Origin of the sequence: Hyphomicrobium sp. (genome assembly GCF_003987855.1) — a bacterium.
GTDB lineage: Bacteria > Pseudomonadota > Alphaproteobacteria > Rhizobiales > Hyphomicrobiaceae > Hyphomicrobium_B.
In genome coordinates this window covers 75,052-96,573 of record NZ_RXIZ01000013.1, presented here as the reverse complement: position 1 = coordinate 96,573, position 21,522 = coordinate 75,052, and the positions used below count along the sequence as shown (strand labels likewise).

The 21,522-nt window shown below is 60.4% G+C and carries 23 protein-coding genes; 12 read left to right on the top strand and 11 right to left on the bottom strand.

Translation table 11 applies throughout. The features are described from left to right. Window positions 1-30 precede the first annotated feature (30 nt). Window positions 31-279: an EF-hand domain-containing protein gene (locus EKK30_RS11650; protein WP_290985030.1), complete on the top strand. Its 249-nt coding sequence runs from the start codon at window positions 31-33 to the stop codon at window positions 277-279. Between the two features lie 343 nt (window positions 280-622). Then, on the top strand, window positions 623-2,050 hold the full coding sequence (locus EKK30_RS11645) for an aldehyde dehydrogenase family protein (RefSeq protein ID WP_290985027.1): 1,428 nt from the start codon (window positions 623-625) through the stop codon (window positions 2,048-2,050). Between the two features lie 29 nt (window positions 2,051-2,079). On the opposite strand, the gene EKK30_RS11640 is transcribed toward EKK30_RS11645, so the two are convergent. After that, window positions 2,080-2,667: a TetR/AcrR family transcriptional regulator gene (locus EKK30_RS11640; protein ID WP_290985024.1), complete on the bottom strand. Its 588-nt coding sequence runs from the start codon at window positions 2,665-2,667 to the stop codon at window positions 2,080-2,082. 126 nt (window positions 2,668-2,793) lie between these two features. On the opposite strand from EKK30_RS11640, the gene EKK30_RS11635 reads away from it, so the two are divergent. Beyond that, window positions 2,794-3,771, top strand: a complete 978-nt coding sequence (locus EKK30_RS11635; protein WP_290985021.1) for an SDR family NAD(P)-dependent oxidoreductase — start codon at window positions 2,794-2,796, stop codon at window positions 3,769-3,771. 53 nt (window positions 3,772-3,824) lie between these two features. Here the strand turns inward: EKK30_RS11635 and EKK30_RS11630 are convergent, their stop codons facing one another. The 3 genes from EKK30_RS11630 to EKK30_RS11620 are packed head-to-tail and all read right to left on the bottom strand — an operon-like array spanning window position 3,825 to window position 5,931. Further along, window positions 3,825-4,223 carry a DUF427 domain-containing protein gene (locus EKK30_RS11630; RefSeq protein WP_290985017.1) on the bottom strand — a complete coding sequence of 133 codons (399 nt, stop codon included), beginning with the start codon at window positions 4,221-4,223 and terminating at the stop codon, window positions 3,825-3,827. Between the two features lie 39 nt (window positions 4,224-4,262). Next, on the bottom strand, window positions 4,263-4,607 hold the full coding sequence (locus tag EKK30_RS11625; RefSeq protein ID WP_290985299.1) for a cupin domain-containing protein: 345 nt from the start codon (window positions 4,605-4,607) through the stop codon (window positions 4,263-4,265). A 25-nt stretch (window positions 4,608-4,632) separates the two neighbouring features. Continuing rightward, entirely contained in the window at window positions 4,633-5,931 is a 1,299-nt protein-coding gene (locus EKK30_RS11620) for a glycosyltransferase (protein WP_290985014.1), read from the bottom strand. 377 nt (window positions 5,932-6,308) lie between these two features. On the opposite strand from EKK30_RS11620, the gene EKK30_RS11615 reads away from it, so the two are divergent. Then, window positions 6,309-6,788, top strand: coding sequence for a hypothetical protein (locus EKK30_RS11615; RefSeq protein ID WP_290985011.1), 480 nt, complete (start codon window positions 6,309-6,311; stop codon window positions 6,786-6,788). Window positions 6,789-6,845: 57 nt separating this feature from the next. Here EKK30_RS11615 and EKK30_RS11610 read toward each other — a convergent pair whose 3' ends face one another. Beyond that, a complete protein-coding gene (locus tag EKK30_RS11610) occupies window positions 6,846-9,149 on the bottom strand; it encodes a TonB-dependent receptor (protein WP_290985009.1) in 2,304 nt (767 codons plus the stop codon). Between the two features lie 196 nt (window positions 9,150-9,345). Next, window positions 9,346-10,116, bottom strand: a complete 771-nt coding sequence (locus EKK30_RS11605; RefSeq protein WP_290985005.1) for a phosphatase PAP2 family protein — start codon at window positions 10,114-10,116, stop codon at window positions 9,346-9,348. Window positions 10,117-10,364: 248 nt separating this feature from the next. Between EKK30_RS11605 and EKK30_RS11600 the strand changes: the two genes are divergently transcribed. Next, window positions 10,365-10,664, top strand: a complete 300-nt coding sequence (locus tag EKK30_RS11600; RefSeq protein WP_290985003.1) for a hypothetical protein — start codon at window positions 10,365-10,367, stop codon at window positions 10,662-10,664. A gap of 25 nt (window positions 10,665-10,689) precedes the next feature. On the opposite strand, the gene EKK30_RS11595 is transcribed toward EKK30_RS11600, so the two are convergent. After that, window positions 10,690-10,890, bottom strand: coding sequence for a hypothetical protein (locus tag EKK30_RS11595; RefSeq protein ID WP_290985000.1), 201 nt, complete (start codon window positions 10,888-10,890; stop codon window positions 10,690-10,692). A 212-nt stretch (window positions 10,891-11,102) separates the two neighbouring features. Here EKK30_RS11595 and EKK30_RS11590 point away from each other — a divergent pair, with 212 nt between their 5' ends. After that, a complete protein-coding gene (locus tag EKK30_RS11590; RefSeq protein ID WP_290984997.1) occupies window positions 11,103-11,957 on the top strand; it encodes a lytic transglycosylase domain-containing protein in 855 nt (284 codons plus the stop codon). A 10-nt stretch (window positions 11,958-11,967) separates the two neighbouring features. Here the strand turns inward: EKK30_RS11590 and fabF are convergent, their stop codons facing one another. Next, on the bottom strand, window positions 11,968-13,239 hold the full coding sequence (gene fabF, locus EKK30_RS11585) for a beta-ketoacyl-ACP synthase II (RefSeq protein ID WP_290984994.1): 1,272 nt from the start codon (window positions 13,237-13,239) through the stop codon (window positions 11,968-11,970). Window positions 13,240-13,623: 384 nt separating this feature from the next. Between fabF and EKK30_RS11580 the strand changes: the two genes are divergently transcribed. The 4 genes from EKK30_RS11580 (at window position 13,624) to EKK30_RS11565 (ending at window position 16,390) form a co-directional block, all read left to right on the top strand. After that, entirely contained in the window at window positions 13,624-14,589 is a 966-nt protein-coding gene (locus EKK30_RS11580) for a hypothetical protein (protein ID WP_290984991.1), read from the top strand. Between the two features lie 20 nt (window positions 14,590-14,609). Then, window positions 14,610-14,966, top strand: a complete 357-nt coding sequence (locus EKK30_RS11575; protein WP_290984988.1) for a lysozyme inhibitor LprI family protein — start codon at window positions 14,610-14,612, stop codon at window positions 14,964-14,966. A 116-nt stretch (window positions 14,967-15,082) separates the two neighbouring features. After that, window positions 15,083-15,388 (top strand): hypothetical protein, encoded by a 306-nt coding sequence (locus EKK30_RS11570; protein ID WP_290984985.1) that lies wholly within the window; start codon window positions 15,083-15,085, stop codon window positions 15,386-15,388. 126 nt (window positions 15,389-15,514) lie between these two features. Then, window positions 15,515-16,390 (top strand): aldo/keto reductase, encoded by an 876-nt coding sequence (locus tag EKK30_RS11565; RefSeq protein WP_290984983.1) that lies wholly within the window; start codon window positions 15,515-15,517, stop codon window positions 16,388-16,390. Here EKK30_RS11565 and EKK30_RS11560 read toward each other — a convergent pair. Next, entirely contained in the window at window positions 16,362-18,365 is a 2,004-nt protein-coding gene (locus EKK30_RS11560; protein WP_290984981.1) for an MDR family MFS transporter, read from the bottom strand. The genes EKK30_RS11565 and EKK30_RS11560 overlap by 29 nt on opposite strands. A 271-nt stretch (window positions 18,366-18,636) precedes the next feature. Between EKK30_RS11560 and EKK30_RS11555 the strand changes: the two genes are divergently transcribed. After that, complete coding sequence (locus EKK30_RS11555) at window positions 18,637-19,743, top strand: D-alanyl-D-alanine carboxypeptidase family protein (protein WP_290984979.1); 1,107 nt, start codon at window positions 18,637-18,639, stop codon at window positions 19,741-19,743. A 17-nt stretch (window positions 19,744-19,760) separates the two neighbouring features. Here the strand turns inward: EKK30_RS11555 and EKK30_RS11550 are convergent, their stop codons facing one another. After that, the gene (locus tag EKK30_RS11550) at window positions 19,761-20,084 is read right to left on the bottom strand and encodes a hypothetical protein (protein ID WP_290984978.1); all 324 of its coding nucleotides are present in this window, start codon (window positions 20,082-20,084) and stop codon (window positions 19,761-19,763) included. A 168-nt stretch (window positions 20,085-20,252) separates the two neighbouring features. Here EKK30_RS11550 and EKK30_RS11545 point away from each other — a divergent pair, with 168 nt between their 5' ends. Continuing rightward, a complete protein-coding gene (locus tag EKK30_RS11545; RefSeq protein ID WP_290984975.1) occupies window positions 20,253-20,504 on the top strand; it encodes a hypothetical protein in 252 nt (83 codons plus the stop codon). A gap of 41 nt (window positions 20,505-20,545) precedes the next feature. Here the strand turns inward: EKK30_RS11545 and EKK30_RS11540 are convergent, their stop codons facing one another. Continuing rightward, entirely contained in the window at window positions 20,546-21,256 is a 711-nt protein-coding gene (locus EKK30_RS11540; RefSeq protein WP_290984972.1) for a CAP domain-containing protein, read from the bottom strand. Window positions 21,257-21,522: the final 266 nt, after the last annotated feature.

The window sequence follows — 21,522 nt, the reverse complement described above, 5'->3', positions numbered from 1 at the left end:
CGCTCGTCCAAGAAAATCAGGAGACCCCCAATGCGCATGTCCCTCGTCATTCTTTCGCTCGCTGCATTCCCGCTCGTCGCCGTCGCTGCAGATTCAGGTGCCGCTCTCACCGACGATCAGTGTGCAGCCGCTTGGCAGAAGGCCGGTGGCGCCGACCTGACGCCCGACAAGGCCGCTCCCTTCATCAAGGACTTCAAGCAGGTCGACGTTGATCAGAATGGCGCGATCAACTGGGAAGAATTCAAAGCCGGCTGCAAGAACGGCCTAGTCTCTGGTTGATCTGACGACTTCACAATGCGCACGTGACGGTAGGGACCCTCACAGGGTCCTTACCAAAATTTCTGATCGTGCCGCTGGAATAATCCATCGTTTCTCCACTTCGCCACACACTCTGAGAGCCGTTCCTTCTCCAGGCATACCAGCTCTGCGCACAGCACTTCGAGTGCGCCAGCCTCTTGCGTCCTTGCTTCCATATAATCACAACAAGGCGACCCGACCGGCCCGCGCTTTGGAATTGACAGCCGCATCCCGCACGCGGTCAAGGCCGCGGCCGCGGCTCGCACTATGGTGCGCTCGCCCGTACCGGACCGCGACCGGAGCAGCCCCGGAGCTTAGAGGAAATATGTCGAACAATCTGAAATTCTACATCGACGGCGCCTGGGTTGATCCCGTCATCCCTGCCACGCTCGACGTCATCGATCCCTCGACTGAAGAAGCCTACACCAAGATCGCCGTTGGCTCGAAGGCCGACGTCGACAAAGCGGTCGCGGCTGCCAAGTCCGCATTTCCTTCCTTCTCGCAAACTTCGGTGACGGATCGGCTCGCCCTCCTGCGCAAAATTCTCGAGATCTACAATCGACGCTTCGAGGACATCGCTCAGGCCGTGAGCCGCGAAATGGGCGCGCCGATCTCCTTTGCTCGTGACGCGCAAGCTTGGGCGGGCCGCGCGCATATGGAAGCGACCATCGCCGGCCTCGAACAGTTCAAGTTCAGCGAGAAACGCGGCACGACCACCATCGTCAAAGAGCCGATCGGCGTCGTCGCCTTGATCACGCCCTGGAACTGGCCGCTCAACCAGATCGTCTGCAAGGTCGCGCCCGCGATCGCAACGGGCTGCACCGCCGTGTTGAAGCCGTCCGAGATCGCGCCGATCTCCGGCATCATATGGGCGGAGATCATGGAAGAAGCCGGCACGCCCAAAGGCGTCTTCAACCTCGTCAACGGCACTGGCCCAGATGTCGGCCAGATCATGGCCGGTCACCCCGATGTCGACATGGTCTCCTTCACGGGCTCGACGCGCGCCGGCATCATCGTGGCCAAGACCGCTGCCGATACGGTCAAGCGCGTGGCGCAGGAACTCGGCGGTAAATCCGCCAACATCATCCTGCCTGACGCCGATTTCGAAACGGCCGTGCGTAAAGGCGTTCAAGGCTGCTTCGGCAATACCGGTCAATCCTGCGATGCGCCGACCCGCATGCTGGTTCCGCTCGACCGTCACGACGACGCTCTGACTTACGCCAAGGCCGAAGCCGAAACCTTCACTGTGGGCGATCCGCGCGACGAAAAGAGCGCTCTTGGCCCACTCGTCTCGCAAATCCAGTTCGACAAGGTGCAGCGGCTGATCGAGGCTGGCATCGCCGAAGGCGCAACGCTCGTCACCGGCGGCCTCGGGCGACCGGAAAACCTCAACCGCGGCTTCTATGTTCGTCCGACCGTCTTCGGCAACGTCACGAACAACATGACCATCGCGCGCGAGGAAATTTTCGGGCCGGTACTGTCGATCATGCCCTACAAGGACGAAGACGAAGCGGTGAGCATCGCCAACGACACGGTGTACGGCCTTGCTGCCTACGTACAGTCGAAGAACATTGCGCACGCTCGCGACATTGCGCTGAAAATGCGCGCCGGCTCAGTCTACCTCAACTATCCAGACTGGGACACGATGGCCCCGTTCGGCGGCTACAAGCAATCCGGCAACGGGCGCGAATACGCCGACTGGGCCATTTACGACTTCCTCGAGATCAAGGGGATCGTCGGCTACGGCGATTGATTTGCTCGGCGCATCCCGGCGCGAACCCATCAGGTTCGCGTCGAGATGCCTGCCATTAGGATATCGACGAAGCGCTTGGCAGCTTCCGTGCTCGACGGACCAGGGCTCAGCGTCGCGACGCCCGCAAGCGCGCGCAAAAGATCGAGCGGCTCGGTATCGAGCTGGATGTCACCGCTTGCGATCGCGTTTCCAACCAGCATCGCAGAAACCTCCTTCAAGCGTGTGCTGGACGCCTCGTAGAGTTTCGAAGTCCCGCCCACGAGTGAATTGAGCGCTTCCGACATTCCGCGCTTCGTCGCCAGATAATCGACCGACACCAGCAACCATTGGCGCAGCGCCTCCGCCGGCGGTAGCTTCGCTGCAAATTGCTCGGCGGCTGCGAAAAGTTGCCCGGCCTCGTTACGGTAGACGGCTTCGATCAACGCATCGCGCGTCGGAAAATGCCGGTAGAGCGTTCCGATGCCGACGCCGGCTTCCCGCGCGATCTCCTCCAGGCTTGCCGCCGAGCCTTTTGCCGAGAAAGCGATCTTTGCCGCCTGCAGCAAGCGCTCGCGATTGCGCTCCGCATCCGCGCGCACCTTCCGACCGGCTGAGTCTTCTTCGCGCGCCAAGCGCATACCCTTCTTGATAAACGGAGGATGCCTCCGTATATAAGCGGAGGCACCCTCCTATTATGCCACATCGAGGTCGACGGACAAGGGATCGTCGCCGTCGGAGGCGTGCGTCCAACGAAGGAGACAGTCATGACAGTAGCATTGGCGTTCGGCAGAACGTCCACGACCGACGACGTCCTTGATGGCGTCGACCTCAAAGGCAAGCGGGTTCTGGTGACAGGCGTGTCCGCGGGGCTAGGGGTTGAGACGGCCCGCGTATTGGCGGCGCATGGTGCCGAAGTGACTGGCACCGCGCGCGATCTCGCGAAAGCCGAACGCGCGACGGCAGAAGCTCGCGCTGAAGCCACGCGCGGCGGCGGCAGCATAACGATCACAGAACTTGACTTGGCGTCTTTGAAGAGCGTGCGCGCCTGCGCCGACAAGCTTCTTGCAGACGCACGACCCTTCGATGTCGTAATTGCCAACGCTGGCGTGATGCGCACGCCGTTCTGGCATACGGAAGATGGCTTCGAGATACAGTTCGGCACCAATCACATCGGCCATTTCGCCTTCGTCAATCGTATCGCGCCGCTGATCGCATCGGGCGGCCGACTGGTGAACGTCTCCTCCGCCGGACACCGCTATTCGGACGTCGATCTGGACGACCCCAACTTCGAGCACATGCCGTATGAGCCTATGATCGCCTACGGCCGATCGAAGACCGCGAACATCCTGTTCGCTGTCGAGTTCGATCGCCGGCATAAGTCGCGAGGCGTGCGGGCGACTGCAATTCATCCGGGCGGCATTCGAACCGAACTCGCGCGTCACATCGAGCCGCACGAGATCGAAAAGATGCTCGAACAGATCAACGCCCAGCAGGCCAATCTCGGCAGGCCACCTTTCCAATGGAAAACGATCCCGCAAGGCGCGGCGACATCCGTCTGGGCAGCCTTCGTCGCTCCAGCCGACGATGTAGGTGCCAAGTACTGCGAAGATTGCCACGTCGCCGCGATCAACGAAGGCGAGATGGACATCCTGAGTGGCGGCGTTCGACGTTACGCGCTGGATCCGGAACGTGCCAAAGCGCTGTGGGCCAACAGTGAGGATTGGATCGGCGAACGATTCTAATCAGCCAAATAGCAACGGGCGCGCGCAAGCAAATTGCGAGCGCCCGAATGCTACTATCGACTTAGCTCTTCGATCTGATCGACGCGGTCGGGATAGAAAGCGATGAACTCTCTTATCTGCGCGACCGCCTCATGGGGCGCTTCATAGCTCCACGCCACGTTGACCACGCGATCTTCGCCACCGCCAATGCTGAAATAGCTGCACGCACCTTTGTACGGACAATGTGTTGTATGGCTCGTTGTCTCCAGAAGCGCCATCTTCACATCCCCCCGAGGGATATATAGCACCGGCGGATAGCTCGCTTCCTTCAGCGCAAGAGCGTGCAGCGTATCCGCGATCACCTCGCCTGCAACGGTCACGATCACGCGGCCACGGTGTTCGGTGATGATGATCGGATGATCTGGGCCCGGAATTTTGATCGGCTTTGCCGCGTTGTCGGTTTGCTGCGCCATGGCATAATCCTCCGGGTTCAGCGCCGCGCAAACTGAGCGCTAGCGGATCATGTAGACCTTCCGGACGGTTTCATGAACCGTGCAGACGCCCTTCCAATCCTGCGGGAAGAACGCCGCCGTTCCCGGCGTAATCTCGATCACCTCTCCATCATCGCGCACATAGGTGCAGCGCCCGGAAAGGAAATGGCAGAATTCGTCGCGTGTGACGTGACACTCCCATTTGCCCGGCGTACACACCCATATGCCGCACTCGGAATCGCCGTTTGCATTCTTGTGAAGAAGCTTGCCGGAGGTGTGCGAAGTCCCCTCGATCATTGTCGGAATGACACCCCAATCTGCGAGATCGGTGACGTCCAGGGGATTGCGAATGATGGGCGTGTTCACTGTCATTTTCCGTGAGTTCGAAATTTCAAGCGTTGTAATGTCCATGGCGTAGCAGCGCCTCGAGAATGTCCGCGGCTTTCGCCGGCCCATTTTGCGCCTGCATATGCGCGCTCGTCGCCGCAAGCTTTGACTGCATCGCGCTGTCGGTCAGGCACCCATTGAGTTTCGCAGCGAGATCCTCTTCCGTCCAATCATAGCGCGGAAGCTTGAACCCATGCCCGGTTTCTTCCACGCGCGTTGCATTGTCGTGACCATCCCAGACGTAGGGCATGATGATGGCAGGCTTGCCGAAGTAGAGACACTCCGTGAAGGAATTGTTGCCGCCGTGATGGATGACGGCATCGACCTGGGGAATGACGGAAGGCTGCGGGAACCACTTGTCGATGATGACGTTCGGTGGCACCTCGCTGTACTGGTCGATGTAGTCGCCGACGTTGACGAGGGCGCGATAGGGGAGCTTGGCGAAAGCTGCAATTATGCGCTTCAGCAGATCGGTATCGCCGGCACCGAGGCTTCCATAGGAGATATAGATAAGCGGCTTGTCGTTGTTCGCCGCAAACGTTGGAACGTCATACGGCTGCTCCTTGCGCACGCAGCCTTCCAGATATTGAAACTGCGCCGGCGAGAGCTGCTCCTGCCGTTTGAACTTCACGGCCTCAGGATAGAGCAGGAGATTCATGTACGGCGATGTTTCGAAGAACTGCCCGATCGGATAAGGCGCTTCTCCGCAGCTCGCAAGAAAGCCGTTGAAGTCGTCATGGATCGGTTTGATCACCTCATTGAAATGCGCTCGATACGCGCGATGACCCTCTCGATCGTGCTCCGAACAGCCCGATAGATGCGGCGGGATCGCCGGATCGTCGATTTCATTCTCCGAGCAGGAAATGATTCTGACCCACGGCTTCCCGAATTGCTTGATGGCCGGAAACAGGATGACGTTGTCGACCGCGATGAGGTCGGGATTTAATCGCGCCAGCGTGTCCGGCAGATCTTTTTGGGCCCATTTCGCGCTGTCGACGATCGCCGTCCAGCAATCCTTCACGTAGTTGTCGACCTGATCGTACGGCGACTTTCTGAAATTGGGGATGTGGCCGTTGATGAAGTCGCTCCAGAACTTCGCCATCTGTTCGGGAGGCATCGGCTCGGACAGATTGATTGGATGCGCTTCGAAACCATACGAGCGATAAACATCGAGGAAGCCCGGATCGGAGAGGAAGACGGCCTTGTGCCCCCGCGCTTCGATTGCCTGCGCGATGCCCACGGAATTAAGCGCCGGCCCGTAAGCGGCCTCGGGAAAAAATGCGACCGTCTTGTGTTCGCCCATCCGCCCTACGTCCCCGCCTCTACGCCACGCATCATCATCCGGCGGAATGATTTTGGGCAAGAGGCCTTTGACGAAGCGGGCGAAGTCACAAACCACGAAGCGGCAAACAGAATTTGGTTACTTGCGCCGGAAAGCCAAGCATTGATCCCATTACGACAATGCGGCACGCGCGCGAGGCGCCGACAGCCTAAGACGCGGGAAATCCACAAGTTATAGCAACAGCAGCTAGCAGACCTCGGGCCTCCGATCGAACAGTGATGACCAACAGCCCCGCCGATCTCCACTGCGCAATGCCGAGTACGTGCGATTCCCGCCCGGTTGCAGGAACCAGAAACCGCCCCCGGTCGTTCTTGGCGCAGGTATTCGGAGGAAACAACATGACATATGAAGATCCGCGGACCGGCCAAGACCGCAATCTCGGACAAGAAGATGCTGGTGGTTCTACCGGCTCTTTGATCGTCGGCATCGTATTCCTTGCCGCAATCGTTTTCGGCGGCTGGTATTTCTATAACAACAGCCAGAAGGTGGCTGACACGTCCGCTTCGCAGCCGACGACGTCGTCCTCCGCCCAGAACAATTCCGGCACGACCATGTCGCCGCAAAGCTCGAACCCGGGCGTCGCTGGTGACTCGGGCAGCAAGAACGGGCCTGCGGCCGGATCTTCGACCGGTGCCTCGTCCGGCAATACGGGTGTAGGCGGCGACAACACCAACATCGACAAGTCGACGCTGCCCTCGCAGGACTCGTCTGGTGTCCAAGGCGCGCCGGGAAGCAAGAACGGCCCGGCTGCAAATACCCCGTCGTCGACGGATACGCCGGCTAACAACCCGACGCCCGCGCCGTCCACGAACCCATAACCGATCACTAGCGCACAATTGGAAGAGCCCGCCGTTTGGCGGGCTCTTTTCGTTTTTTCAGAACTTCTGCGACACGCCCACGAAGAAGCCGCGCCGCGGCCCGTACTGCGGTGCGAACACACCAATTCCTTGTCCGTCCCGGATCTCGTAGATCTCGTCAAAGACATTGACGACATCGAACCGCACTGTCGTCGGACTCGCGAAAAGATTGTCGAACTCGTGCGAGATGCCGAGATTGACCTGCGTATAGGCGGGCACCGTCCCGCCATTGGGAATGCCTGTATCGGTGCGCAGTCCGCTCCCGTAGATCATGTCCACGCTAAGACGCGTCCCATCCCACATATACGAGAAGCCGGCCGACGCGGTGATCGTCTGCGAATGATCCGTGAAGATGTAGTGGTCGGCGATGTACGCCAGATCGTCCGCACCAATCAGGAACTGATTGGAGACGATGTTCTTGCCCTTCTGCTGACCGATGGCGACGTTGCCATAAGCGCTGAAATTCCCCCAGTTGTACTTCGTCGTAATTTCGATACCCTTGTTCACAGCCTTCTCGTAGTTGAAGGCATCGAGAACGAGTGCGGCGCCGAACTGCCCGTCATCGAGAAGATCACGCGCAAGTTTGTAGTAAGCATCGACTCCAACCTCGAGCCCCGGGAAGATCGTCTGCGTAATGCCTGCATCGAAGTAATGCGACCGTTCCGGCTGAACCAATCCGCAACCGCCTACCGGGCAACTGCTCGCCGCCACCGTTCCATCGAAGAGGGCCACATTCGTTGGACCTGAGGCGACCTGCGGCGGCGGCGTGAAGTAGCGCGCGTAGCCCGCATGCAGCGTCGTGCCAGCGAAGGGCCGATATTCAAGATTGACGCGCGGGCTCCACTGATTGGCATCGACGTATTCGTACATCTGGTCGAAGCGCAGCCCGACGTTCAGGGTAAGCTTGTCTGTGAGGCGAATTTCGTCCTGGGCATAGATGCCGATCAGCCAGCCGAGTTTCGACGTTTCATCGAAGAGACCGTTGCTGACGGAGCCGTCGTTGGCAATCGCCGATGAATTGCTGATCGCCTTCGTCTGTTCGGCGCTGACGGTGAAACCAGCCCTAAGCGTGTTGAAGGCGTTCAGGCGATACGAGCCGTCGGCTTGCAAGCCGTTGAGAAAGCTGCGTCGCTGCACATCGGAAGCAATGCCGTTGAAGACGAGATCGCCGATGTCATCGGGATTGAAATGCAGCTCACTGTAACGAGAAAAGTAGGCAATCTGATAGTCGCCGTTCTCGATCTTCCTCTGCAGCGCGATGACATCATAGTAGTTCTGTTCGAACTGCGTCTCATTCAAAAGAGCGGAGTCAAATCCAGGGACGCCGGGCACAGAATACTTCGGCGCGAGGCCAGGCGTGTTGGGGATTTGAAAATTCTGCACGGAGACGCCGGAGATCCAGCTCAGCCGTGTCGAATCGTCGAGCAGCGCCGAGACGTAACCGAACCCCTTCTCTTGATCGGTGTGATCGTGGATGGCGTCCCAGCTCGCAGTGGGATTTTCGATGCCCTCTTCATTCATCACATAGCGGCCGGTGAAGAAGTAATCGACCGCCCCGGTACTCCCGCCGTACTCGATGCTTGGCGTAAAGGTGCCGCGGCTTCCGCCGTAGAAGCTGATCGCTCCCCCCGGCTCCTGCGCTCCGGAACGCGTGGTGATATCGACGAGGCCCGACGTATGCAGTCCGTACTCGGCCGGCAGCGCACCCGTGACGAGCGAGAGACTGTTGATGAATCCCGTCTCGAGCACATCGCTAAAGCCGGAAACTCCATCGGGAAGCAAAATCCCGTTGATGCGGTATTGCAGGTTCGCGTGCTCGTTGCGCACGTGGAGCTGACCGCTCGCCGCCGAATCCTGACTGACACCCGGAGCCTGCAGAAGGGCCTTGCTGACCGGAGTTTGCGTCCCCTGAGGCAAGGCCTGCAGCGCGTCCCTGTCGAAAGAAAATGAAGTCGTCCCGACTTGCGTGAAGATGTCCTTCCGCGCCGCGTTGAAGGCATTGGTTTGGAAAACAAACGGATCTTTCGCAGCTTCAGCTTCGCTCGCCGCTGCGTCCGCAGCGGCTGGAGATGAAGGACTGTCAGCCTCCGGAACGGTCCGGGCTTTGGACGGCGCCTTTTTGGTCTTCGAAGCCGCTTTCGCACTCGGCTCAGCCACCACCACATCCGGCAGTTCAGCAGGTGCAGTCGGCGCGGCGGCCGCAGGCGGTGAGGGTGTTTGCGTCGCGGCGGGAGCGGTTTGCGCGAGCGCCGAAGACAACGGTCCAGCAACCGCACTTACTCCGAGGCCCACAACGAGGCCGCGCAATTTCGATGACGCCATGACGATTTCCCAATGTTATAATATCCGATATATGCAAACATCGGCGTTCGACGTTCAAGAGAACTTGCTGTCACATCGATCGAAGGGAACCGCTTGTTGTGGCGCGGACACAGGAGCGCCCAACGCAAACGTGCCGAAGACGGTTCTCCGGCACGCGCTCGAGAGTGAGATCTGCGAAGTGGTCTATGCCGAATGGCTAGGGTTTGGGCGCGGGCGCCTCGACCGCAGCTTGCGGTGCGTCCTTCGGCACGTCAGGAGCGAGCCCCAGGGCCTCCCGGACGCACCTCGCCGCGTCGGGAAATGCGGATCGAAACGCATCGTCTCTCGCGAATGCCTCGGTCGCCACTTCCAGCCCGAGAAGCTTTCCCGCTTCGACGTCGCTACGGTAATGCACACCGGCGACCATGCGACTGTGACCATAGTCGGCGGATCTCGCATAAAGAATGGCACGCTTTTCCGGCACCATCTGCGCGAGCACCGCACCGATGGCCGCGCCGTAGGTCGTATGCCCAGAAGGATAGGACGGACTGTTCTTTCCCGTCTGCAATGGCTGTAGATCGTTGCCGGGAACATTGTACGGGCGCCGCCGGCAGAACGCATCTTTCGCATGCTCGGCCGCCGCCTTCGTTTTCTCGCTGAACTTATCGAAGAACGGCTTGCACTTCGCAAACGCCGCCGCGTCGAACTTGATGTCGGCGCCATCGAGAAACCGCGTGACGGATATTTCGTAGTCGGCCAACGCGTGCTTCGCCTGCGCTTCGGTACGGTTACGCTCGATGGTGCGCAGTTCGTCCATTTCGACTTTGGCTTCCGCGCAACTATCGCACGGCGGCGGAGAAAGAAATTCAAGCAGCGGATCCGCAGGTGGCGTCGGACAATTGAGGTCGTCGGCCCACGCGAGCGCCGGCGCCATGACGAATGCGACGACACCCGCCGCGAGTGCTCTCGACTTCCAAAGCGCTGTCATTGGAACTGCCTTTCCCTGCTATCACATGACCGCACTTAATTGACCGGCGAGCTTTGCACACCTGTGACACGCCGGCTCCCGACCGCAACCGCGCGAAGTCGGAGTTTACAGAAAAGACAGAAACTGATGCGACCGAGCCGCCTCTTCCCGAAATTGAAATCCGTCTGCGATTTGTGATGAACAGGGATTCGACTCGCATGGCACGCTGGCACGGCTTTTCACGTCCATTCACACCAGGAGTGAAGCCGATGCGCAAATTGACCGTGCTGATGTTTGCGGCGCTCGCCGCCTCTACGTTCGCCGCGATACCGGCGAACGCAAAATCTTCTTGCTTCAAGAAATACTCAGTAGGCGAATCTCTCACCCAAGATTCGGCGAAGTTCCAAGCCGACGAAGCGCTTCTCCAGTCAACCGACTGGGGCGTCTGGGCGGTCTGGATGACCGGTGGCGGCACGCCCGGCTACAGCTTCAGCCCGCGGAAATACCGCTGCTCTGACAGTGGCGGCATGTGGACCTGCCACGCTCAGGCGACTTTCTGCAAACTCTGACGCTTCGTACCGAACAGCGAACGGCTCACAAGATGTGCCGTTCGCGCGTTCGCTCATCTGCATCCGCCTGATCATCGCCCGTCGGCTTCGGGCTGCGCTTCAGAAAGCCTGACGCGCCTGGCGGTTCCTCCACACAGAGTGACAGGCAAAAAATCAGGATCGCGATCACGGCAACGCCAATAACCAGGCTGCCGAGATCGACTGCAGCAAAGAAATTTGTAGTCATGTCTTAGTCCGCCATCGCTAGGGGTAGCAGGATGGCACTGCCCCCTCCGCCGCACTGTTCCCCAGGGAACAGCCGCCTTGGCACCATCTGCCGCAGCCCGCGGAACTGGCCGCGCTGTGCATGAGCGGATTGGCGCAGCCAAATATTTATGACAGTAAGGCTCCAAGGCGCGCATAAAGCGACGCTCATCCCCCAATCTGGCTCACATTCGGATGACAATCATGCCGCCGGCACTCCCCTTATTGTCCAGCGCGAAGTGGAAAGGGGCCGCGATCGCCTGCCTCCTGCTCGCAAGCTTCGGGAGCGCAGCGGAAGCCGCTCAATGCGGGAATGGGCCGGGCGGCTTTTCAAACTGGCTGCAGCGCTTCCGCCTCGAAGCTGCCGCCCAGGGCATCAAATCCGGAACGGTACTGTCAGCCCTGTCGAGCGTCTCCTACGATCCGACCGTGATCCGCCTCGATCGCTCGCAGCATTCTTTCAAACTCAGCTTCGAACAATTCTATGCGAGGCGGGTCAGCGGCGGCATGATCAAGCATGGCCGCGCGCTGATGCAGCGCTATCGACCCGTCCTCGACCGCATCGAGCAGCGCTACGGCGTGCCCGCACCGATCATCGTGGCGATCTGGGGTCTGGAGACGAACTACGGCGCCAACATGGGCGCGAAGTATTCGATCATCCGCTCGCTGGCGACACTCGCCTACGATTGCCGCCGCAGCGAATTCTTTACTGGACAATTGCTGGATGCCCTGCGGATCATACAGGAAGGCGACCTCTCACCGTCGCAACTGCGCGGCGGCTGGGCGGGAGAGATCGGACAGACGCAATTCCTCCCCACACCATACATCCGCTACGCCGTAGATTTCGACGGCGACGGGCGCAAGGACCTCATCAACAGCGTGCCTGACATCCTTGCCTCGACCGCGAATTTCCTGGCGAGCCACGGCTGGCAGCGCGGCGCCGGTTGGCAGCCCGGCTCGCCGAATTACGGCGTTATCGGCCAGTGGAACAAGGCTGAGGTGTACATCCGCACCATCGGCGCCATGGCCGATAAGCTCGACGGCCGCTGATCACCGCGTCTCATTCCGCCCAGCGCTTGAAGATCACCGAAGCGTTGACGCCGCCGAAGCCGAAGCCGTTTGAAAGCACGTATTCCACTTGGCTCTTCCGCGCTTCAGGCCCGATCAGATCAAGACCTTTCGATTCTGGATCGGGATTGGTCAGATTGAGCGTCGGCGGCAGGATGCCGTCGCGAAGCGCCAGAACGGAGAAGACGGCTTCGAGACCGCCTGCGGCGCCGAGCAGATGCCCGGTAGCCGATTTCGTCGAGGAAATGGCCGCTCCGCGATTGCTGCCGAACAGCGCCCGCATGGCGGCGAGCTCGCCACCATCACCGACCTGCGTCGACGTCGCGTGCGCATTGAGATAGCCGATGCGATCCGGTCCGATATCAGCCATCTCCAGCGCCCACCGCATGGCTCGTAGCGCGCCGTTGCCATCCGGCGGCCCCGAAGTAAGGTGATAGGCGTCGGCGCTTGTGCCGTATCCGACCAGCTCGGCGATCGGCTTCGCGCCGCGCGCCTGCGCATGCTCCAGCGTCTCGATCACGAGCATGCCGGAGCCCTCGCCCATCACGAAACCATCCCGTGCTTGATCGAAGGGCCGCGATGCTTTGGCTGGTTCATCGTTGAAGCCGGTCGACAGGGCGCGAGCTGCTGCAAAAGCGCCAAGAGCGACTCTGTTGATGCACGCTTCCGCCCCTCCACAAACGGCGATGTCCGCTTCGCCACTGCGGATCAGCCGCAAGCCGTCGCCAATCGCCTGCACGCTGGCCGCACATGCTGTCACCGGTGCACCGAGCGGCCCTTTGAGACCGAACATGATCGACACGTTGCCCGCAGCGAGGTTGACGAGAAACGCCGGAACCGTGAAGGGCGAGAGCTTCTTGGCGCCACGATTGTCGACGGTGTGCACGGCGTCAGTGATCGTGAGGAAACCACCGATGCCCGAGCCGATGACGGTCGCCGTGCGCTCGCGCGACCGCTCGTCCTCCGGCGCCCAGTTCGCCTGCTTCAGAGCCTGCCGGGATGCTTCGACCGCGAACTGAATAAAGCGATCCATCTTCTTGCGGTCTTTGGCCGGGATCGCGATGCCGGGATCGAAGCCCTCCGGGTCCTCGGCAATATCGGAGACGGTGCCCGCGACCTTACAATCGACGTCGGGAACGATCGCGTCGTCGAGGCGGCGAATGCCCGATTGCCCCGCGATGAGGCGATTCCAGGTAGTATCGACATTCCCCCCGAGCGGTGAGACAACGCCCAATCCCGTAACGACAATCCGCGCGCGTCCCATTTCGTCTCCCACCATCAATGGCTTGCCCCAAGCGGCCCCACCATACAGAGATCGCAGCCGACGGAAACATGTGCGTTAAATGATTCACGTCATATAAAATGACAAGCCGGTGTGACCCGCCGGCAGCCGTTTGGGTCCGAGCGTCGCAGCCTCGGCGCCGCCAGCCCACCTGTTGCCAACTTGCCTCGCTCGGCCGAGAGCTTTCTGAACGCCTGAATTTTCCCCGTCTTCGTGCCGCCGCGCACTAGGCGGCACGGCTGCCAAGGCCTATCAAATTCCCCACTCGGCAATATGCCAGACCGGGCGTCACCCGGATTAGGCGCTTCGTTTTGCCGGGCGACGTCGAGAGCTTGTTTTTGTGTTCCAGTAACCTGAGTTCTGTTCGTGAGTAGCGTTCGAACAATCCTGGCGAACCTTTTTACGGTCCTTGGCGGCTTCTGCCTCCTCGTGCTCACCTCAGGTGCAGGGCTCGCAATCTATCTCTGGACCGTGCCTGATAGTGTGTCGGCCCCTGCAAATCCCGCCGACTCTGCTGCGCCCCGCGCGAAAATCGAAACAGTTTCCTTCGCCCCTTCGAGCGTTCCCCGCTTCGTTTCTCCGCTTCTTGTTGAGGCATCCTCGACACCGGCGCCCTTGACAAAGGCGTCGGCTCCTTCGATGGCGGCAGTCTCGGACGGTGCAACCCGCGTTCGCCAGCTCCAGAAGGCGCTCGCACGTGCGGGCTGTTACCGCGGTCCGATCAGCGGCGTCTGGAGTGACGCGTCGAAAGACGCCATGCGCGGCTTCGTGACGACAGTGAACGCGGCGCTACCGGTCGAAAATCCCGATGACACGCTGGTTGCCCTCATCGAGACCAACGAAACTGCGACCTGCCCATCGGGAAGAGCGATTTCGACGGCATCGCTGCCGTCCACCCCGGCCCCGAACAACACAGCGGAAACGCCGGCTCTGCTGACGAAAGCTTGGGCGCCGGCCGGCATGCTCGTGCCACCCAAGGCTCCCGACCCTTCGCCGGCTCCGGTCGTCTCAGATGCCACCGCAGCGGAAACAGCGCGCGCTCATGAGGTGCTCGCCAGCAACGATCAGTCGGCGACCGAGCCGCAGTCCGTTCCGGCTCCGGCGGCCTCGCCGACCAAAGTGCAGACGAACGCCACCCTACCTCCAATCCCATCTGCAGCGTCGCAATTGCCCAGCGCCACCAAGTCGACGTCCGACGACCCGGCGGCACAGCCCGCAAAGACAAAAAAGACAAAGACGGCGCGACACCGGCCCGCCAAATATGAGAATGTCGAGACGACGATCAGCAAAGGCTTCGACACTTTGCAGCGTTCGCTCGCCTCTATGTTCTAAAATCCCGCAAGGAGACGGATATGGTTCGGTACGCCACGACTTTCATGGTGACGGCACTGGCGTGCGCGTCGACTTCCGCGATGGCCGCCGACTACGCGCCGCTGAACTGCTCCAAGGCGGAGTCCCCGGCGGAGCGAACCATTTGTGACTCTTACGCTCTTGGACAGAGCGAAGCCCGTATGGCGACCCTCTATTCCGTCGCGACCTCTTTGGTCGCCATGGGCCAACGCGGCGACATTCAGGAGGCGCAACGCAAATGGCTGGCGTCGCGTGATGCGTGCGGCAGAAACGTCGGCTGCCTCACCGCCGTTTACGACGAGCGTATCCAGGCGCTCGATGGGGTGATTGCAAGCATCGCCTCTCGCGGCCCGTATTGAGCATCCTCCGATCGCGCCTATATGATTGAGAGAACGTGTCCGGCGGCGAGCGTTCACGCTTTTGCCCCATCAGCTTGATTGCCCTCACATCAAGCGCGAACCGGAGTTACTCAATCATGAAGTACCAAGCCGCTAAACTTTGCCTTCTCGCGGGATCATGCGTCGCGCTAGCCGCTTCCAACGCGGCCGCGATCGAATGCCAGGAAGATTATCAGATCGTTCAGGGCCAGCCCATTTCGACGCCCTACTGCCGCGACGGCTATTTGGCGAAGGTTGCCCGTGAATATGGGTTCAAGACGTCGCCCGCAGCAATCCGCAACAATCCCTCTCGCAAGGAGGAAATTTGCCGCTTCATAGGCACTGACATTCGCGTACAGACCGCGTGCTCGGAAGTCATGCCGACGCCGCGCGACGCACGCTAACGAACAATTGGAACGCCGCAACGGCTGGCGACTTGTGCGACTACCGCAAGGCGGCCTGGTCGTAGCGGCAATTGCTGGACCCCCACCGCTCCGCGCCTCCCCTCGCACAAAACGAAAGGCTTCCCCATGGCAACCACAACGATCGTGAGAAACCACTCCGGAGTTTTCAAGATCGGCGGAGACATGTCCGTCAACCGCTTGGGCTTCGGCGCCATGCGGATCACAGGCTCGGGAGTCTGGGGTGAGCCTGAAGACAAGGAAGAGTCGCTCCGCACGCTTCGCAAGCTCCCTGAACTCGGCATCGACTTCATCGACACAGCAGATAGCTACGGACCCGAAGTCAGTGAGCGGCTGATACGCGAAGCTCTCTATCCGTACAAAGACATCAAGATCGCCACCAAAGCCGGCCTGGCGCGCACGGGTCCGAACGTCTGGATTCCACTAGGCCGTCCCGAGTATCTCCGTCAGCAGGTGATCCTGAGCATCCGCCGCCTGGGCGTTGAGCGTCTCGACCTTTGGCAATTGCACCGCATCGACTCCAAGGTTCCGCAGAACGAGCAGTTCGATGCGATCAAGGCTATGCAGTCCGAAGGACTGATCCGCCACGTCGGCTTGAGCGAAGTCGGCATCAAGGAAATCGAGGCGGCGCAGAAGTTCTTCAAGGTCGCGACCGTCCAGAACCGCTATAACCTTGTCGATCGCGCCAGCGAGGACGTCCTCGACTTCTGCGAGAAGAACAACATCGGTTTCATTCCCTGGTATCCATTGGCGGCCGGCGATCTCGCCAAACCCGGCTCGCGTTTCGAAGCTATTGCCAAAAGTCACGATGCCGGGCCAAGCCAGATCGCGCTGGCGTGGCTCTTGAAGCGAAGCCCGGTGATGCTGCCGATCCCCGGAACATCGAAGGTCAAACACCTCGAAGAGAACGTCGCCGGTGCGAACATCGAACTGAGCGATAAGGAGTTCGCGGAAATCAGTGAGCTGTCGAAACAGCGGCACTGACCGCAGGCTTGATGGGTGGAGAGCTGGCGAATGACTGCGCCATCTCTCGCATCAAGGCCTTCACTTCCGGATGCTCGTTGCGATCCCAATCGGCAAGCATGTGCGCCAGGTTGTCTTCACGCTGCTTGAGAAGGTGCGCATAGAGCGACCTTCCTTTATCCGTCAGCTCGACAAATCCGCCATGCGCTTCGCGCGCCATGCCGGCGTCCTCGAGACGTCCAATAGGGCGTGGCTGATGCAGCTCCCTCGGCCCGAGCTTCTTCCGCAAATTCTCCTTGCTTTCACGCCCGCCCGCTTCGCCGATGCGTGCGAGAAGCCAAAATTCGTCCGGCTGGAGATCGACGCCGTTCCGTTTCGCCGCCAGCTCGTAGACCCGCCAGCGATTTTCCTTCGCTGTGGCACGCGACACGATTGTCCTGAGCTCGTCGAGCGAAGTCGCGTCGCGCGGCATCTGCAGCGGATCGTTCGATGGCTCCGTCGTCAGCGTCGCCCGCAAAGGCACTTCCTTGATGGTGAAGGCCAGAACAAAAGCAACGAACGCGGTTACCGCCGCCGTCTGGAACACCGGACGCAGCGCGGCGACGAAAAGCTCGTTATAAGTTGCTTTCGCCGCTCCGGTGAGCGTTGAGATCGCAGCCGGATCACTCATGGTGTCGGCCAGCGCCGGCATCGCCGTTTTGATTTCTTCGCCAAGCGAATAGGCGAAGATCGCCCCGAAGAGGGCCGCGCCGACAGACCCGCCAATCGAGCGAAACAGCGTCGTGCCTGAAGTCGCGACACCCAATTGTTCGTAGGCGACCGCGTTCTGCACCGCCATAACCAAGATCTGCATGACCATACCGAGACCGAGCCCGAGCAAGACCATGTAGACCGATGCCGTCCACGCCGAGGTTTCGACTGTGATGCTCGACAACAGCATCAGCGCAACCGTCATGATCCCGGTCCCCATGATGGGGAAAATCTTGTAGCGCCCGATCCGGCTGATGATCTGGCCACTCGTGATGGAACTGGCGAAAACGCCAAGCATCATCGGCGTCAGATGCAAGCCGGCACTTGTCGGATCCAGTCCCTTGACGATCTGCAAATAGAGCGGGAGCAGCGTGATCGATCCAAACAGCGCCAAGCCGACGATGAACCCGATCGCAGCGGCAACGACGAACGACCGGTTCTTGAAAAGCGAAAGCGGCAACAGTGGATCGGGCACGCGCGTCTCGACGTAGATAAACGCGGCGAGCGACGCTGCGCCGAGCAGCGTAAAAGCCACCAAGCTCACCGGCGCTTCCGTCGCGAACGTCGCCCCGAGGCTGGTAATGATGACGATTGAGGAAAGCGCTAGCGCCAGCAGTATTGCGCCGGGGTAATCGATCTGAATTTTCGAAGGCTGCCGTTGCGGCCGGAAGGTTCGGTTGATCACAGCGAGCGCGAGGATGCCGAACGGCAGATTGATCAGGAAGATCCATCGCCATGACGCGTTACCGACGATGAAGCCGCCAATGAGCGGACCAAGCACAGTCGACAGTCCGAAAACGCCGCCGAAAAATCCCTGATAGCGTCCGCGCTCGCGCGGCGGCACGACATCGCCGACCACCGCCATCGCAGTGACGATCAATCCCCCGCCGCCTAATCCCTGCAGGATACGAAACGCAATGAGCTCCGGTAGATTTTGCGCCGCGCCGCATAATCCCGATCCGACGAGAAAGATCACGACCGCGACCTGCAGCACGGTCCGCCGGCCGAAGAGATCTCCGAGCTTGCCGTAGAGCGGCACGACGATCGTGGTCGCAAGCAGATATGCCGTGACGATCCAGGAAAGATGCGAAAGCCCGCCGATCTCACGCACGATCGTCGGCAAAGCGGTCGACACGATAGTCTGGTCCAGCGACGCGAGCAGCAACACCAGCGCGAGCGCTGAAAAGATCGCGATGCGTTCGCGCGAACTTATCTCCGGCGGATGGTGGTGAGTTCGATGCGACATGCGGCGGAAAGATCAACCCTGCGATTCCGCGGCTTGCTTACCGCGTTTAGTAACATTGCCCGTGGAACACCTGGACATCGTGCTGGTATCTCGTGAGTGGTCGCAATAGACTAATTGTGGCCAATCGTGAAATTCCGCGAGGGACTAGGCGTTCCCTGAAGTAGCGCCGCATAAGCAACACAACTTGGCATATGGTCAGCGCCCGGTAGGGCAAGGTTGGCCCTTCGGCGCGAATATGCTAGCCGAATAAGAAAGAATATTGAGGACTTGAATGCGCTCATTGACGACGAGCATCGTGGCCGCTGTTTTGATGTGGCTGGCGACATCGCCCGCCGCTGCTGGCCCGACGCTCCTGTTCGAGCCCTCGACTGGAAAAATCCTTTACGCCGAAGACATCGATGATATTTGGCACCCGGCTTCCTTGACGAAGCTGATGACGGCCTACGTCGCTTTCGAAGCGGTGAAGGAAGGCAAGATCCATCTCAGCGACAAGATTCCCTGTTCGCTGCCCGCCACGCTCCAACCGCCAAGCAAAGTCGGACTTCAGGTCGGCCAGACGCTGACGGTCGAGCAGGCCCTGCAAGCGGTCATCATCAAATCTGCCAACGACGTCACCGTGATGCTGGCCGAGGCGATCTCGGGGAGCGAGTCGGCCTTTATCGAGCGGATGAACGCGACGGCAAAGCGCCTCGGCATGACCCACACCAACTTCGTCAACACCAATGGCCTACCCGACCCGGGCCAGCTGACGAGCGCACGCGACATCGCCAAGATCGCGCGCGCGGTAGTGAGCGAATATCCCGAATACGCGAGCTACTGGGCGATGCCGGCGATGCACATCGGCAAACGTCGCCTCGGCAGCCATAACGCGTTGTTGAAAACCTTTGCAGGCGCCGACGGTCTGAAGACCGGCTTCACCTGCGACTCCGGTTACAACGTCGTCGCCAGCGCCACGCGCGACAACCGCCGCCTGATGGCGATCGTGCTCGGCGAGTCCTCCGGCAACGAACGCGCCGTTCGCGCCGCGAGCCTGCTTGAGTACGGTTTCCAGAATTACGATTGGAAGCAGCTCTTCAACAGCTCCACGATCGACACCTACCCGATGGATCCGAACTTCAAGACGGTGATGTCGGTGCGCGATACGGTGGCCGCGTGGGGATGTGGCGGCCACAAGCGGCATACCGCCGGCGCGAAGCACAGATCGAAGAACAAGCTCGCGGCAAAACAGAAGTCCGCCAAGAAGAGCGATGACGCTGCGGCAGACTCTCGCTCGTCCCTGAAGGGACCGCAAACCGAGGACGCGCCTAAGGCTGCCGAACCCGCCGCTTCAGGCGCCGCCGAAGACGCCAAGCCCGCGTCCCAGGCGACGGCCGACTAGCTCAAACCATCTTTAAGCTAAACGATCAGCTCAAGCGGCCCATTCTGGAAATGGCATCCTGGCGGCTGCGCGGTATCGGGCGTCGAACCCGGATCGGCGTCTTCGCCATCTCCCGTCGCATCATCATCACCGGGCGCTTGCGAGTTCCCCGGCGAGCCATCATCCGGCTGCTGCCCTGAGTTCGCGTCCGGCGCAGCATTGTCCGGGTCAGGGCTCTGCGTCAGTTCCATTCCGGTACACGTGAGCAAAATGGAACGGCTCTTGCCTTCCGCGTGGACGCTCAAGGCGACGAGCGGCGCCGCGACAATCGCGATCACTAATGCGGTGCGAAGTCTACGCATGAGACGCATATCCCAGCCATTCGCCGCTTTTGCCCGGCGAAGCCAATGAAAGATGATCAGTTTAACCAATCTTCGAGAGCGGCGGAATGCGCGCAAACGCTGCGTGGCGTCAAATTTGCTTTTAGCTCCTCGCTAATCCGCATTCGAGAATTGAATAGGACTGACACGATGAGCTCGCCAACGCGCGCAACAAGCTCCCTGCCCACCCATGGCGGCGAAATCGACTGCACACCACCGCCGCAAGACCTCGGCGCGATGGCGGAGGTTCTGGAAGGTAAACACGGCCTCTTTGCCGCAAGTATCGCTGATTTCTTCGCCCTCTATCATGGACAGAAGGGCGACGCCGGACGGGCGTGGGCGTGGACCGGTGTCGCTGAACTTGTCAGGACCCGCGAACGCGAGCGTCTCGAAGAAAACTGAGAAGACCGGCGCTGGCGAACAGCCAACGCCAATCATCAGAACTACATCGGCGCCGCGAGGACGAGGGTCCAGAACGACTTGAACTCGGTGTGAGGATCCTGAACCAGCGCGATGCCCATGTTGGTCGCATCAGGCGTCAGCAGGTTCTTGTTGTGACCGGGGCTCTCTTCCCAGCCTTTCATAACTTCGTTGAAGTTCACCTGACCCGTGCCGACGTTCTCAGCCGTCAGTCGCGCCTTGTAACCGGTACGCTTGACGCGATCCCAGGGATTGGAGCCGTCAGAGCCATAGTGTGAAATGCGATCCCACTTGGCGAGATCGCTCGAGTGCGATTTCGCGGCCTCCGTCAGCTCCGGATTGAGCTTCAATGGCTTCAGCCCGTACTTCTTCCGGTAGGCATTGATGATGTCGCGCGCCATCTCGGCGTTGAGCGCGGTATGCGAGTAATCGCGGCTGGCGAGAACGCCGGGCTCCGCTTTCTCGAAAGTTCCCGACGGCGCCTTGTCGAGCATCGCCACCTGTACGCCGGCGGCGCGCGGAGTGGATGGCTCGCCTCCAAGTCCGACACTCTTTGATGACGACAAGTACGATGACGGTGACACCGATGCCGTCGTATCCGGTTCGGTGAAGCCTGAGGAAAGATTGGTTGAGCCAAGACTGCAACCGGCAAGGGCGGTGACCAGCCCGGCGATGAGCGCAACGCGATACATTTGAGCAACTCCCGGCACTAAACGTGCGGCTGCCTTCAGCATTGCCGGAAATCCGTTAACTGGACGTTAATGCTAATGAAGTGTTGCACGCGGCGCAGCGCGCGTTGAAACGGCCTCTGCGAGCCAACCATGGCACCGGAACCCTCGAAAAATCTGACCCCGCCCCGTGGTAATGATCGCGCCAACAAGGTGTCGCGATTTTGACCGCGCCACGGCGAAAGGCTGGCGCAGCGGACTTAAAGGAGCATTTTGCCAGCGAGCCTTTGGGGTTGTGGGTCAATCTTCCCTGGCTCTTGGAAGTGCTCACC

Coding starts and splice junctions, on each gene's coding strand:
- EKK30_RS11650 (WP_290985030.1), top strand. CDS start 31: ATGCGCATGTCCCTCGTCATTCTTTCGCTCGCTGCATTCCCGCTCGTC.
- EKK30_RS11645 (WP_290985027.1), top strand. CDS start 623: ATGTCGAACAATCTGAAATTCTACATCGACGGCGCCTGGGTTGATCCC.
- EKK30_RS11640 (WP_290985024.1), bottom strand. CDS start 2,667: ATGCGCTTGGCGCGCGAAGAAGACTCAGCCGGTCGGAAGGTGCGCGCG.
- EKK30_RS11635 (WP_290985021.1), top strand. CDS start 2,794: ATGACAGTAGCATTGGCGTTCGGCAGAACGTCCACGACCGACGACGTC.
- EKK30_RS11630 (WP_290985017.1), bottom strand. CDS start 4,223: ATGGCGCAGCAAACCGACAACGCGGCAAAGCCGATCAAAATTCCGGGC.
- EKK30_RS11620 (WP_290985014.1), bottom strand. CDS start 5,931: ATGGGCGAACACAAGACGGTCGCATTTTTTCCCGAGGCCGCTTACGGG.
- EKK30_RS11615 (WP_290985011.1), top strand. CDS start 6,309: ATGACATATGAAGATCCGCGGACCGGCCAAGACCGCAATCTCGGACAA.
- EKK30_RS11610 (WP_290985009.1), bottom strand. CDS start 9,149: ATGGCGTCATCGAAATTGCGCGGCCTCGTTGTGGGCCTCGGAGTAAGT.
- EKK30_RS11605 (WP_290985005.1), bottom strand. CDS start 10,116: ATGACAGCGCTTTGGAAGTCGAGAGCACTCGCGGCGGGTGTCGTCGCA.
- EKK30_RS11600 (WP_290985003.1), top strand. CDS start 10,365: ATGCGCAAATTGACCGTGCTGATGTTTGCGGCGCTCGCCGCCTCTACG.
- EKK30_RS11595 (WP_290985000.1), bottom strand. CDS start 10,890: ATGACTACAAATTTCTTTGCTGCAGTCGATCTCGGCAGCCTGGTTATT.
- EKK30_RS11590 (WP_290984997.1), top strand. CDS start 11,103: ATGACAATCATGCCGCCGGCACTCCCCTTATTGTCCAGCGCGAAGTGG.
- fabF (WP_290984994.1), bottom strand. CDS start 13,239: ATGGGACGCGCGCGGATTGTCGTTACGGGATTGGGCGTTGTCTCACCG.
- EKK30_RS11575 (WP_290984988.1), top strand. CDS start 14,610: ATGGTTCGGTACGCCACGACTTTCATGGTGACGGCACTGGCGTGCGCG.
- EKK30_RS11570 (WP_290984985.1), top strand. CDS start 15,083: ATGAAGTACCAAGCCGCTAAACTTTGCCTTCTCGCGGGATCATGCGTC.
- EKK30_RS11565 (WP_290984983.1), top strand. CDS start 15,515: ATGGCAACCACAACGATCGTGAGAAACCACTCCGGAGTTTTCAAGATC.
- EKK30_RS11560 (WP_290984981.1), bottom strand. CDS start 18,365: ATGTCGCATCGAACTCACCACCATCCGCCGGAGATAAGTTCGCGCGAA.
- EKK30_RS11555 (WP_290984979.1), top strand. CDS start 18,637: ATGCGCTCATTGACGACGAGCATCGTGGCCGCTGTTTTGATGTGGCTG.
- EKK30_RS11550 (WP_290984978.1), bottom strand. CDS start 20,084: ATGCGTAGACTTCGCACCGCATTAGTGATCGCGATTGTCGCGGCGCCG.
- EKK30_RS11545 (WP_290984975.1), top strand. CDS start 20,253: ATGAGCTCGCCAACGCGCGCAACAAGCTCCCTGCCCACCCATGGCGGC.
- EKK30_RS11540 (WP_290984972.1), bottom strand. CDS start 21,256: ATGCTGAAGGCAGCCGCACGTTTAGTGCCGGGAGTTGCTCAAATGTAT.